Annotated in this window: 11 protein-coding genes; 6 read left to right on the forward strand and 5 right to left on the reverse strand. The window is 71.8% G+C overall.

Annotated elements, in window-relative coordinates:
• Positions 1-54 precede the first annotated feature (54 nt).
• From NQO67_RS22085 to NQO67_RS22095, 3 genes are all read right to left on the reverse strand, one after another.
• Positions 55-849: an IclR family transcriptional regulator gene (locus tag NQO67_RS22085; RefSeq protein ID WP_255951840.1), complete on the reverse strand. Its 795-nt coding sequence runs from the start codon at positions 847-849 to the stop codon at positions 55-57.
• Positions 850-988: 139 nt separating this feature from the next.
• On the reverse strand, positions 989-1,693 hold the full coding sequence (locus NQO67_RS22090; RefSeq protein WP_255951841.1) for a class II aldolase/adducin family protein: 705 nt from the start codon (positions 1,691-1,693) through the stop codon (positions 989-991).
• 72 nt (positions 1,694-1,765) lie between these two features.
• A complete protein-coding gene (locus NQO67_RS22095) occupies positions 1,766-3,211 on the reverse strand; it encodes an SLC13 family permease (RefSeq protein ID WP_255951842.1) in 1,446 nt (481 codons plus the stop codon).
• Between the two features lie 269 nt (positions 3,212-3,480).
• Here NQO67_RS22095 and NQO67_RS22100 point away from each other — a divergent pair, with 269 nt between their 5' ends.
• The 3 genes from NQO67_RS22100 to NQO67_RS22110 are packed head-to-tail and all read left to right on the forward strand — an operon-like array spanning position 3,481 to position 7,528.
• Positions 3,481-4,971, forward strand: coding sequence for an aldehyde dehydrogenase family protein (locus NQO67_RS22100; protein WP_255951844.1), 1,491 nt, complete (start codon positions 3,481-3,483; stop codon positions 4,969-4,971).
• Complete coding sequence (locus tag NQO67_RS22105) at positions 4,964-6,637, forward strand: thiamine pyrophosphate-binding protein (RefSeq protein WP_255951845.1); 1,674 nt, start codon at positions 4,964-4,966, stop codon at positions 6,635-6,637. Before NQO67_RS22100 ends, NQO67_RS22105 begins: the two co-directional genes overlap by 8 nt.
• A 57-nt stretch (positions 6,638-6,694) precedes the next feature.
• Positions 6,695-7,528 (forward strand): alpha/beta hydrolase, encoded by an 834-nt coding sequence (locus NQO67_RS22110; RefSeq protein WP_255951847.1) that lies wholly within the window; start codon positions 6,695-6,697, stop codon positions 7,526-7,528.
• Between the two features lie 75 nt (positions 7,529-7,603).
• Here the strand turns inward: NQO67_RS22110 and NQO67_RS22115 are convergent, their stop codons facing one another.
• Positions 7,604-8,017, reverse strand: coding sequence for a DUF4345 domain-containing protein (locus tag NQO67_RS22115; protein WP_255951848.1), 414 nt, complete (start codon positions 8,015-8,017; stop codon positions 7,604-7,606).
• A gap of 107 nt (positions 8,018-8,124) precedes the next feature.
• Here NQO67_RS22115 and NQO67_RS22120 point away from each other — a divergent pair, with 107 nt between their 5' ends.
• Complete coding sequence (locus tag NQO67_RS22120; RefSeq protein WP_255951850.1) at positions 8,125-8,745, forward strand: TetR/AcrR family transcriptional regulator; 621 nt, start codon at positions 8,125-8,127, stop codon at positions 8,743-8,745.
• Here the strand turns inward: NQO67_RS22120 and NQO67_RS22125 are convergent.
• Positions 8,715-10,181 (reverse strand): amidase, encoded by a 1,467-nt coding sequence (locus NQO67_RS22125; protein WP_255951852.1) that lies wholly within the window; start codon positions 10,179-10,181, stop codon positions 8,715-8,717. The two genes, NQO67_RS22120 and NQO67_RS22125, sit on opposite strands and share 31 nt — an antisense overlap.
• Positions 10,182-10,280: 99 nt before the next feature.
• Here NQO67_RS22125 and NQO67_RS22130 point away from each other — a divergent pair, with 99 nt between their 5' ends.
• A complete protein-coding gene (locus NQO67_RS22130) occupies positions 10,281-11,435 on the forward strand; it encodes an aminoglycoside phosphotransferase family protein (RefSeq protein WP_255951854.1) in 1,155 nt (384 codons plus the stop codon).
• A gap of 114 nt (positions 11,436-11,549) precedes the next feature.
• Positions 11,550-12,209 (forward strand): lipase family protein, encoded by a 660-nt coding sequence (locus tag NQO67_RS22135; protein ID WP_255951856.1) that lies wholly within the window; start codon positions 11,550-11,552, stop codon positions 12,207-12,209.
• The last annotated feature ends 11 nt before the right edge of the window (positions 12,210-12,220 follow it).

Consider the following 12,220-nt stretch of genomic DNA (forward strand, 5'->3'; position numbering starts at 1 on the left):
CCGGGCGCCGGCCGGTCCGGGTGCCCGCCGACGGTCGGCGCCGCGGGGCGGGCGTCAGAGCAGGACGCGTGAGGCGCGGTCGACGGTGGCCAGCAGCCGTTCGCCGAGGCCCTCCAGGCCGGCCCGGCTGATCCGGCCGACGGGGGTCGCGACGTTGAACGCCAGGCGCAGGGTGGAGGGTTCCGGCGGGAACGCCACGGCGACGGACACGACGCCCTCCTCGCTCTCTTCCAGTCCCGTCGCGTAGCCGCGCCGGCGGATGGTGGCCATCTCGTTCTCCAGCGCGGTGCGGCTGCGCAGCGAGTGCTCGGTGAGCCAGGAGAGCTCCTCCTGCGGGTAGAGGCGGCGGAACTGCTCCTGCGTCAGGGACGAGAGCATGGCCTTTCCCGAGGAGGTGCAGTGGGCCGGCATGGATCGACCGAGGCGTGAGGCCACGCGCACCGCCCGGGGGCTCTCGATGGCGTCGATGAACCGGACGGCTGCCCCGTCGAGCACGCAGAGATGGACCGTCTCGCCGGTCTCCTGGTTGAGCTCGTCGAGGAACGGGCGCAGCGGCTGGCGCACGTCGAACCTCTGGAGGATGGAGAACGCCACTCCGGTCAGCGCGGCACCGGGCACATACGCCTTCGAGCGGCCGTCCTGCCGGATGAACCCGCGGTATTGCAGCATGGCCAGGAGCCTGTGGGCGGTCGACGACGCGACGCCCAGGTACTTGGCGACCTCGGTCAGCCTCAGCTCACTGCGCTCGCCCAGCAACAGCAGGATCTGCATCGCGTTGTCGACCGACTCGATCGGATACTGCGGCTTTCCCGCGGAGGGCGCCTGCCCCGGAATCGGGGATTTCTTCATAGCAGAAATCGTAACCTCCGAAAGAGGCGTGCGCCGTCCACCACCGTCCTGTGCGGGACGATGACGCCGACGTGGCCGTGCCGCGGGCCCGCCGGCCGCCGCGACGCAGGCGGGTACGGAGGAGTCATGCCGCGCCGGCTCAGCTCGTCGCGCCCGCGTCCGGCAACTGCCGCACCAGGTAGTCCCAGACCGCCGTGATGGCCTGATCGTGGTAGATGTGCGCGCGCTTGGCCAGCGACTCCTCCTGGTCCGACCACGACGCCCAGCCGCCGGCGCCGTGCGTCAGCAACTGCTGCTGGCACGCCTGCTCCAGCAGGATCGCCGCGACGGTCGCCGTCTGGAGCGTCTCGCCGACCGCGACGATCCCGTGGTTGACGAGGAACACCGCACGGGCCTGGCCGAGGGTGAGTGCCAGGGAGCGGCCGAGTTCGCGGGTCAGGATGAGGTCGGCGGTCCGGGTGAACGCGGGTACCGCCGGGGGGACGAAGTAGTTGGCCGCATGGTTGACGGGCCGCAGCGGCTGGCCGGTCGCGGCGAGCGCGACCGCGTGCGGCGGGTGGGTGTGCACCACTCCCCCGACATCCGGCCGGGCGGCCATGATCTCGGTGTGGATGGCGCACTCGCTGTGCACGATGCCGTCGCCGCTGAGCAGCTTCCCGTCCGGGTCGACCAGGTGCACACGGTCGGGGGTGATCTCGTCGAGACCCCATGTCGCGGACTTGATCCAGACCCCCCTGCCCTCCGGGTCGCGCGCCGACGCGTGTCCCCAGATGAGGTCGCCGTGGCCTGCTGCGGCCAGGACGCGCGAGGACGTGGCAACGAGTTGTCGGACATCGGTGGTCATGGTCTGCGGTCCTCCGGTCGGTGCGCCGGGCCGGGCCCGTTCGCGCGGTACCTGTCGGGATTCGGGAGAGGGTCAGTGTGCGCTCGGCAGGATGAAGATCAGCCAGGTGAGCACGGGTGCGGTCACCGCCATGGCGAGGCCCCAGGTGAGCATCAGACGGAAGAGTCGGGGCCGTTCCTCTTCCGGCGTGGTGGCCAGGGTCAGCGCACCGACGGAGGAGAAGGGCGTGGAGTCCACGACGGTGGCCGAGATCGCCAGGGACACGATCACGGCGGTCACGCCGATCTCCCCCTGCACGAGGAACGGCACGGCGAGCGGGATCAGCACGCCGAGCAGGCCGGCGCTGGATGCGAACGCCGACGTGATGGCCCCGACCAGGCACAGCAGGAAGGCGGTCAGCAGCGGGGAGCCCAGATCGGCGATGCCCTTGCCGATGACCTGGATGGTGCCGTAGCGCTGGAGGGCGGCGACGAGGGTGACGATGCCGCAGATCAGGAGCACCACGGACCAGACGATCTGCTTGTCCGCCTGCGGGAACCTGCTCGGGAAGATCATGTGCAGCAGGGCGGCGGCGAACAGCGCGAGGAAGCCGATCTCCAGGTCGAAGCCGAGCGCACCGACGGCCACGGCGACGATCACGGCCAGGGTGCATCCCTGGTCGACGCGGAGCCGGGCGGGCGGGGACGTCGCGGCCTCGCTGCCGCCGGCGAAGGCCGACCCGAGGCTCGACGTGGCTTTCCCGCCGGCGTCTTCCCTGCCGATGCCTTGGCTGCCGGCGTGTTCCCTGCCGGCGGCGTCGCTGCCGGTCGAGTCGTCGGAGCCCACCCGGGCGAGCGGTGCGGCGACGTCCGCGCCCCCGACCGGACCGACGCCCGAGGCCGCCATGGCCGGGGCCGGTGCCGTGCGGCGCTCGCGCCACAGGGCGCGGCCGCCGAAGAAGAGGTAGATGATCAGGCCGAGACCGAGGTTGTAGGCGGCGTTGCCGAAGAACAGCTCGGCCGACGAGATCTTCAGGCCGTTCGACTCGGCCGCCTGCCGGACGATCACCGCGAGACCGTTGAGGGGCGAGAAGTTCCCCAGGCACGAGCCGTGCATGACCATCAGCGCGGACATCCGCCTGCTGATGGCGTAGCGCTCCCCGAGGCGCAGGCACAGCGGTGCGAGCATGGCGACACCGGCGGGGCCCAGCGCCCCGGCCATGGTCGGGACCGCCGAGAAGGCGAAGATCAGCCAGGGCACCAGTGCGCGCCGGTCGCCCAGGAGCCGGACCGCCCGGTCGATGATCCATTCGATGGTGCCGTTCACCGCCGCGAGACCGAACAGATAGGTCACGCCGACGAGCAGCACGAACAGGTCGGGCGGGAACCCCGACAGGACCTTGTCGATGCTCTCGTGGGCCGCCAGCGTCCCGAGGAGGAAGGTGCCGATGAGGGCCACGGCGCCCATGTTGACGGGTCTCAGTGTGCCGATGATGAAGACGAGCGCGACTGTCGCGACTCCCAGGACGTGAAGGGACATGGTGTTTCCTCTGGCCTCGTCGATGGGGCCGCCGGCGCGCCCGGTGGTACGGGGAGACACCGGCTCGGAATTTCTGTATTGCAGAGGCACCTTCTTGGCAGCAGTTCCCATGTGTCAAGACTCGTGCCGAAAGGAGATGGACCGGCCGTTCTCTCACTCCGGGCCGCCCTCCGTCACCCACCACCACCCCGCACCGGAATGTTGACCCCACGCAGGAGCCCCTCTAGCTTTCTGCTTATCAGAGGTACATTCCTCCTACGGGAGAGGCAATGCTGACACCCAGTGAGTCGATCGACACGGCGGTCACCGCGGTGGCAGACCGCACCTGGCACCTCGTCGTGGCGGGCCGCCCGCGACCGGCCGGCGGCGGCCGGACCTACGACGTCGAGTGCCCGGCCACCGAGGCCCCCCTCGCCCGGGTACCGGACGCCACGGACGAGGACGTCGACGCGGCAGTACGCGCGGCCGCCGATGCCGGTGCGTCCTGGCGGGCGCTCGACGTCCGCGAACGAGGCCGCAGGCTGCGCGCCCTGGCCGAGGCGGTGCGCGCGCACGCCGACGAGTTCGCCCTGCTCGACGCGCTCGACTCCGGCAACCCGTTGAGCGCGATGCGCGGCGACGTGGAGTGGGGCGCCGAGCTACTCGAGCTGTTCGCCGACTTCGCCCTCCGGCTCGGCGGTGCGGCGATCCCCGCCTCTCCCGGGAACCTGCACTTCACCCGCCGCTCCCCGTTCGGGGTCGTGGCCCGCATCGTGCCCTTCAACCATCCGCTGATGTTCGCGGCGTCGAAGGTGGCGGCGCCGCTCATGGCCGGCAACACCGTGGTCCTGAAGCCCTCGGAGATCACGCCGTTGTCCGCGCTCAGGTTCGCCGAGATCGCCAACGACATCCTGCCGCCGGGCGTGCTGTCCGTGATCACCGGCGACGGCCCGCCCGCCAGCAGGGCGCTGGTGCGCCACCCGCTCATCCGCAGGATCGGGTTCATCGGCAGCGAGCGGGTGGGCCGCACCATCCAGCGGGACGCGGCCGAAGTCGGCGTCAAGGACGTCAGCCTCGAACTCGGCGGAAAGAACGCGCTCATCGTCTGCCCCGACGCCGACCTGGACGCCGCCGCCACCGGCATCGTGGGCGGCATGAACTTCGCCTGGTCCGAGGGCCAGTCCTGCGGCTCGACCTCCCGTGTCCTGCTGCACACCTCGGTCGCCGAGCGGATCCTCCCGATGATCCGCGAGCGGGTGTCCGCGATCCGTATCGGCCCACCGACCGACCCCGACACCCAGATGGGGCCGCTCGCATCCCGCGCCCAGTACGACAAGTCGCGTCACTACATCGAGGTGGCCGCCGAGGAAGGCGCGACGCTCTTCCACGGCGGCCGGCGGCCCGAGGGCGATCAGTTCGCGCGCGGCTACTACCTCCAGCCGACGATCTTCACCGGCGTGCGACCCGGGATGCGGATCGCCCAGGAGGAGGTGTTCGGTCCGGTGATGTCCGTGCTCACCTACGACGACCTCGACGACGCCGTCCGGATCGCCAACGGCGTGGACTACGGGCTCACCGCCAGCGTCTGGACCCGTGACGTCTCCACCGCGCTCTCGCTCACCGACCGCCTCGAGGCGGGCTACGTCTGGGTCAACGGCTCGTCCCGGCACTTCTGGGGAATGCCGTTCGGCGGCACCAAGTCCTCCGGCCTCGGCCGCGAGGAGAGCATCGAGGAGCTGCTGAGCTACACGGAGCTCAAGGCGGTGAACGTCCTTGTCTGACCGGCCGCGCCTCGGCGCCGACCTCGTCGTCGAATGCCTCGCCGCCGAAGGTGTCACCCATGTCTTCGGGCTGCCCGGCACCACGATCATGGAAGTGATCGACGCGCTCGCACGCCAGGACGCGGTGCGCTACCTCGCCACCCGCCACGAGCAGGTCGCCGGCTTCATGGCCGACGGCTTCTCCCGTGCGGGGACGGGCCTCGGCGTCTGCCTGGCGTCACGCGGCCCCGGCGCCGCAAACCTGTCCATCGCCGTACAGAACGCCAACGACGAGTCGATCCCGATGCTCGTCCTGATCGGGCAGGTCTCCGGAGCCTTTTCCGAGCGCCGGGCGTTCGAGGAGATGGACGTCGTGTCCGCCTTCCGGCCGCAGTGCAAGTGGGCGGTCGAGATCCACCGGCAGGACCGGCTCCCCGAGCTGTTGCAGCGCGCCGTGCGCACGGCGGTCACTGGCAGGCCGGGCCCGGTCGTGGTCTCGCTCCCCCACGACATGCTCCAGGCACCGGCCACGGAGACGCCTGCGCGCCGGGTGTGGATCCACCCGCCGGCACCCGATCCCTCGGGCGTCGCCGAGGCGGCGCGACTGCTGGCCGCCGCCGAGCGGCCGGCGATCATCGTCGGGGGCGGCGGCGCGGGTGACGCCGGCGCCCACCTCGCCCTCGCGGAGGCCGCCGGCGCACCCCTCGTCACCACCTGGCTGCGCAAGAACGTGGTGCCCAACAGCCACCCCGCGTTCCTCGGCTCGCTCGGCTACGGTGCCCACGAGGTGTCCGACCAGCTCGTCCGCGACGCCGACGTCCTGGTGGCCCTGGGCTGCCGGTTCTCCGAGTTCAGCACCAAACGTTGGACGCTGGTGTCCCCCGGCACGCACCTCGTGCACGCCGACGTCGACCCCACCGAACTGGGCCGGGTCCACCCGCCCCGGGTCGGTCTCGTCTCGGACGCGACCGCGGCCGCACGGGCGCTGGCCACCGCGCTCGCCCCGCTCACCGCGGCCGACCCGACGCGCGCGGACCGGCGCACGGCACGCCTCGAAGGCCTGCGCAAGCAGTACGCGGAGGCCGCGGCACTGCCCCGGGTACCGCAGGGCGGATCGACGGTCACCTCCGCCGCGCTGACCCATGCGGTGCAGCGACTCGCCGGCCGCGACGACGTGGTGATCGTGCAGGACGTCCCCACCTTCGGCCCGTGGGTCCAGCGCCATGTCGCCTTCGACCGGCCACGCAGCTACTACGGCTCCGCGGGCGGGGCCATGGCCTGGGGCTTCCCCGCCGCGATGGGGATGGCACTGGCCCGGCCGGACGAGAAGGTCATCGCGCTCAGCGGCGACGGCAGCTTCTGGATGGTCGCCCAGGACTTCGAGACCTGCGTGCGCGAACGCATCCCGGTGGTCAACGTGATCGTGAACAACTTCGCCTACGGCAACACCCGGGACCGCCAGCGCTTCGCCCACGACGGCCGCTACCACGGCGTCTTCCTCGGCAACCCCGACTTCGCCGCGTTCGCACGCCTCCTCGGCGGCCACGGCGTCCGCGTCACCGACGACGCCGACCTCGTCCCCGCGATCGAGCAGGCGCTGACCCGGCCCGGGCCCAGCATCATCGACCTGGTCCAGGACCGGATGGAGGGCCTCCCCCACGGGCTCACTCCGCCGAAGGCACGCTGACCGCAAGGCCGGGTCGGCCGCCGGGGTGCCGCCGACGACGTCGGCCAGGATGGACCCATGCCGACGCCCGCCGACCTCGTCGCCCGACTCCGCGCCACCGCACGCGAGCGCCGTGCGACACGCCCCCGCGGCCCCGAACTCGCCTCCGTGGAGGACCTCTCCGGGCCCGGGGGCCTCGCCCTGCGCCGCTACCGTCCCGCGGCAGGGCACCGCCCCCTGCTGGTGTTCCTGCACGGCGGCGGGTTCGTCTTCTGCAACCTGGACACCCACGACCGCACCTGCCGCCGCATCGCCCTCGCCTGCGACGTCGACGTCCTCGCCGTCGACTACCGCCTCGCCCCGGAGCACCCCCACCCGGCCGCCGTCGTGGACGCGACCGCTGTCCTGCGCCGGGTGCGGCCCGCCGCCGTCGCGGGCGACAGCGCGGGCGGCTTCCTCGCCGCCGCGGCCTGCCTCGCACTCCGCGACGAGGGCGGCCCGCTGCCCGCCGTCCAGGCCCTGATCTGCCCCAACACCGACCTGACGCTCACCCAGCCGTCCATCGCCGAGAAGGGCACGGGCCACGGCCTGGACGCCGACGCGCTCACCGTCTTCGTCGAGGCGTTCGTCCCCGACCCCGCCGACCGGCCCGCCGCGTCCCCCCTGCACGCCGAGGACCTGTCCGGCCTGCCGGCGGCCCTGGTGGTCACCGCCGAGCACGACCCCCTGCGCGACGAGGGCGACGCCTACGCGCGGCGCCTCGCCGAGGCCGGCGTGCCGGTCCGGCACCGCTGCGAACCCGGCCTCGAACACGGCTTCATCCAGGGCATGGACCTCACCGACCCCACCGCCGCAGCGGCCCACGAACGCGTCTTCGCCGACCTGCGGGACCTGGTGCATGCGACTGCGTAGCGGGTAGCTCATGGCTGCGAAGTCCTGCCGGCCAGGCCGGATCGGGGTGAGATCGCCGGTCCTGCCGTTCCGTACTCATCGCCCGGTGGACACGGTCTCCGCGCCGCTGCCCAGGGCTCGTTCCTCTGCGTGTGCCAGCCAGAAGAAAACGGGCGGCAGACCGAGCTCGATCACCGCCAGCGGGATCTGGAACCACTGCGGCCAGCCGTGCAGGGCAAGCGAAAGCAGCCGCCCCACGCCACCCAGCAGAAAGACGCCCGCCAGCCACCGCACCGCCGAAGCCGGGATGGGCCGCTGCCGAGCAGCCCAGAGCCAGGCCAGCCCGTAGCCGGAGAAGCTGGCCCCCATGAAACGACCCCAGCTGTCGACCGTCGTGCCGGCGGAGGCCGCGCCGGGGATCGCCGCGTTGCCGAGAAGCACGTGAGACACGCCGATCAGCACGCAGGCCCAGCCCATCAGTTGTGTGAGTACCCGCAAGGCCCTTGCCATGACCCCTCGCAATCCGCCGCGACAAGACTTAAGTAGACACGTGTCTACTAGGTTGATGCTCTACTAGGTTGATGCTCTAGTAGACGCGTGTCAACTAGTCTGTGTGCGTGCCCCCTCGCCAGCGACTCAGCCCCACCGACCGCCGCGCCCAGCTCCTCTCCGTCGGAGCGCGATTCTTTGCGGCATGCCCGTACGACGAGGTGCTCATGGAGGAAGTCGCCAAAGCAGCCGGCGTCTCCCGAGCCCTGCTCTACCGTCACTTCCCCAGCAAGCAGGCGCTCTTCGCGGCCGTCTACCGACAGGCGGCGGACCGGCTGCTCGCCGAGACCCGGCTCGACCCCGCCGACTCGCTGGTGGAACAGCTCGTCCAGGGCATGGACGTCCACCTCGACTACTTCGTGGCGAACCGCAACACCGTTCTCGCCGCGAACCGGGTCCTCGCGGGCGACCCGGTCATTCAGTCGATCATGACCAACGAGCTGGACGCACTCCGTACCCGACTGCTGGCGGTACTCCCGCTTGCACACGGCAGCACCCGCGAGGCGGTGTCCGCCGTGCTGAAGAGCTGGCTGGTCTTCGTCCAGGTCCTCTGCGTCGACTGGCTCACCCATGAGACCTGCTCCCGCACCGAGCTCCGCGACAGCTGCGTCGGCGCGCTCCTGGGCGCTCTCCGGCCCCTGCTCGCCGACGGCCCGGGTCAGACCCGGACCCCCGCCGGGGGTGCCTGAAAGCCGCCGATCCTCCGCTCCAACATCTCGGCCAGCCGCAACGGGGTGCGGTCCTCGTACATCGGGCCGATGAGTTGCACTCCCACCGGGAGGCCCTCGGGGGACCTGCCCGCCGGTACGGCGGTGGCGGGTAGGCCGGGCATGGTGGCGACACCGGCCCAGACGAGCTGGTCGAAGTACGGGTACGTGGCACCGTCGATGTCGATCCGGCGCTCCATCCGAGCGGGGTTCTGGTCGTGCGGGAACGCGGGAGTGGGCGTGATGGGGCACACCACGGCGTCGAACTCGGCGAAGAGCCGGCGCCAGCGCTGGCGGTGGAGTTCGCGGCTGTTGTTCGCCGCGATCCAGTCGCGGTGGCTGAACGCGATGCCGCGCAGCCGCGCCGCGTCGAGACTCCGGTCGTCCGCGCTCAGCCCGGCGGCGCCGGCCCGCAGCTGCTCGTACGCTTCGTCGGAGAAACCCGCGACGATGCCCGAGAAATGCAACTGCGTGTAGAGCACCGCGGCTTCGGTCAGGTCGGGCAGCAGCGGGCTGTGCCAGGCGACGCGAGCACCGGCGTCGACGAGCGCGTCGGCGACCCGGTGCACGCCCGCCCGCACCGCGGACCCGGTCGGAATGAGCGGATGCTCCTCGATGACCAGCACCCGGAAGTCGCGCAGCCGCTCATGGCGCGCGGGCGGCAGCGCCAGGTCGTGCGCCACACCGAGGGTCAGCGGGTCGGGTCCGGCCATGACGTCGAGCAGGAGCGTGAGGTCGCGGGCGGTGCGCGCCATCGGACCGACGACGGCGAGGTCGTGATCGACCGGCAGGGCCGGCGCGGGCGGCGGGACCATACCGCGGGCCGACGCCAGCCCGAGTGTCGGCTTGTGTGCGTAGACACCGCAGAAGTGGGCGGGGGTGCGCAACGAACCGGCGATGTCGGAGCCGATGGACAGCGCGCCGAATCCGGCGGCCAGGGCCGCCGCCGATCCGCCGGAGGATCCACCCGAGGTGCGACCGTGGTCCCACGGGTTGCTGGTGGTGCCGTAGAGGTCGTTGAAGGTCTGGATGTCTTGCAGCCCCGCGGGCACGTTGGTCTTGCCGAGCACCACAGCGCCCGCGTCCTTGAGCCGCGCCACCTGCACCGCGTCCTCGTCCGGCAGGTGGTTCCGGTGCGCCGGCATGCCCCAGGTCGTGGGCAGCCCGGCCATGTTGTAGGACTCCTTGACCGTCACCGGTATGCCGAGCAGCGGCCGGTCCTCACCACGGGCACGAGCCTGGTCGGCAGCGCGCGCGGCGGCCCGTGCACGGTCGAAGTCCGGCACGCAGATCGCGTTGATCGCCTTGTCGTCACGCTCGATACGGGCGATCGCCTCGTCGGTCAGTTCCGCCGATGTCACGTCACCGGCTCGCAAGGCGGCCGCGATTTCTTCGGCCGCCTGAAGGTTCCACTCCATGAATCCGAACCGTACCGACCCCTGGAACGGGCCACGAAATGCCGTTTTGTGCAACCGGAACGGTGCCTGCCGGCATGAAGGGACTCGTAGGGTGAGTGGATGGCGGATTCCCCCCGGGAGATCTTCGGAGCCGCTGCGCTCCAGGACCTCTTGACCGGCCTTTGCGGCTCGCCGGTCGCTGTCGACCGCTGGCAGTCGCTGGAGCCGTGGTCCGTGGCCCGGGTCTGGCTTCGCGGTGCTTCGGAGCTTCCGTGCTCCGTCGTCGTCAAACGGGTTTCGGACGGGGAACGCGATGCCCGCACCGCCGCATGGCGGCTGCGTACGGAACTGGCGGCGCTCCGGTTCCTCAGCGAGGACAGGGGGACGGCGCTCGGCCCCCGCGTCGTCGCCGCCGACCCGGCTGCCGGATTCCTGGTCCTGGAAGACCTCGCCCCTCGGGTCCCGCTGGACCAGTTGCTTCGACGGGACGGTGCGGCAGCGCACGGCGAGCGGCTGGCGGCGTTCGCCCGCGCCCGCGGTGCGCTGAGCGCCGCCACCGCCGGGCAGGCCGAGGCCTACTACGCGCGTCGGGCCGCCCTGGGACCGGTTGACGCCGCTACGGACCGGGCCGGGCGGCTCGCCCCGCTCCGGAAGCAGGCGATCCAGGACGCGTCGGCACTCGGAGTACCGGCAAGCAGCCAGGCCGAACACGAACTTGCCACGGCGATGGCGGAGTTGACCGACCCGGGCCCCTTCCTTGCCCTGAGTAACGGTGACGCGGAAGCCAACAACGTCCTGCTCCACGCCTCCGGCCCGCCCGACGCCCGCCTCATCGACTTCGAATTCGCCGGCTACACCCATGCGCTGACCGACGCCGTGTGCCTGCACGTGCCCGGCCCGGCCTGGCTGGCCGTGGGCGATCCCGCCGCCGCGGGCCTCGCCGACCAGTACCGCAGCGCCCTGGCCCACGGCATCCCGGAGGCCGAGGACGACCGGCGGTACGGAGACGGCCTCGCCGCCGCCTGCGTGTCCTGGGCACTCGTTCGCCTCCAGCGCTTCGCCCGCCTCGACACCCGCCCGCCCGGTGACCACAGCCGACTCCAGCTCGTCGCCACCCTGGAGGCCACCGCACACACCGCCGAGACCCATCGGGCCCTGCCCCACGTCACCGGCTGGATCCACCGTACGGCCACGGCGCTGCGCCACCGCTGGCCCGACGCGAACCAGGACCTCGCCGACTCGGGGAGGTTCCCGCCGTACCGGCCCCGGGGCTGACGGCACCTTCGCAGTCCTGCGTTCTGCTGTCGGGCAAGACCGTCGCGATGGCGAGGGCATGGGCGACATGATCGTGACATGCAGCCGGTATTCGTTCTCGTACACAGTCCGTCCGTGGGTCCCTCGACCTGGCACCCGGTGGCCGAACGCCTGACGGCGGCGGGGTATCAGGTGCGGCTGCCGTCCCTGCTGCACGTGGGCGCCGGTGCTCCGCCCTTCTGGCCCCGCGTCGTCAGCGCCGTCCGCGACGACCTCCGGCAGGTACCGGCCGGCAGGGCTGTCACGCTGGTGGCACACAGCAACGCGGGCTTGTTCCTTCCGGTGATCCGCTCGGGCCTCGACCATCCGGTGACCGGCTCGGTCTTCGTCGATGCGGCCCTGCCGGCCCGGACCGGCCCGACCCCGGTCGCCTCACCCGAGTTCCTGGAGTTCCTCCGCCCGATGGCGGTGAACGGCGGGCTGCCTCGCTGGACCGACTGGTGGGACGAGGAGGACGTCGCCCCCATGTTCTCCGATCCGCTGACGCGGCAGAGGGTCGTCGAGGAGCAGCCCACCCTGCCGCTGTCCTACTACGAGCAGCACATCCCCGTCCCCGCCGGCTGGGACGACCATCCCTGCTCCTACCTGCTGTTCGGTCCTCCGTACGACGACGTTGCCGCCGAGGCGCGCGAACGCGGCTGGCGCGTGGCACGGCTGCCCGGCGCGCACCTCCACCAGATCGTCGATCCCGCCGGTACCGCCCGGCACCTCGTCAGGCTCGCCACGACGGCTTGATCGACGTCCGA

The sequence above is a fragment of the Streptomyces odontomachi genome, assembly GCF_024435355.1.
GTDB classification, from domain to species: domain Bacteria; phylum Actinomycetota; class Actinomycetes; order Streptomycetales; family Streptomycetaceae; genus Streptomyces; species Streptomyces odontomachi.

Excerpts from the sequence above, each read along its gene's own strand:
- NQO67_RS22130 (WP_255951854.1), top strand. The coding sequence starts at position 10,281 with ATGGCGGATTCCCCCCGGGAGATCTTCGGAGCCGCTGCGCTCCAGGAC.
- NQO67_RS22090 (WP_255951841.1), bottom strand. The coding sequence starts at position 1,693 with ATGACCACCGATGTCCGACAACTCGTTGCCACGTCCTCGCGCGTCCTG.
- NQO67_RS22125 (WP_255951852.1), bottom strand. The coding sequence starts at position 10,181 with ATGGAGTGGAACCTTCAGGCGGCCGAAGAAATCGCGGCCGCCTTGCGA.
- NQO67_RS22110 (WP_255951847.1), top strand. The coding sequence starts at position 6,695 with ATGCCGACGCCCGCCGACCTCGTCGCCCGACTCCGCGCCACCGCACGC.
- NQO67_RS22085 (WP_255951840.1), bottom strand. The coding sequence starts at position 849 with ATGAAGAAATCCCCGATTCCGGGGCAGGCGCCCTCCGCGGGAAAGCCG.
- NQO67_RS22100 (WP_255951844.1), top strand. The coding sequence starts at position 3,481 with ATGCTGACACCCAGTGAGTCGATCGACACGGCGGTCACCGCGGTGGCA.
- NQO67_RS22095 (WP_255951842.1), bottom strand. The coding sequence starts at position 3,211 with ATGTCCCTTCACGTCCTGGGAGTCGCGACAGTCGCGCTCGTCTTCATC.
- NQO67_RS22115 (WP_255951848.1), bottom strand. The coding sequence starts at position 8,017 with ATGGCAAGGGCCTTGCGGGTACTCACACAACTGATGGGCTGGGCCTGC.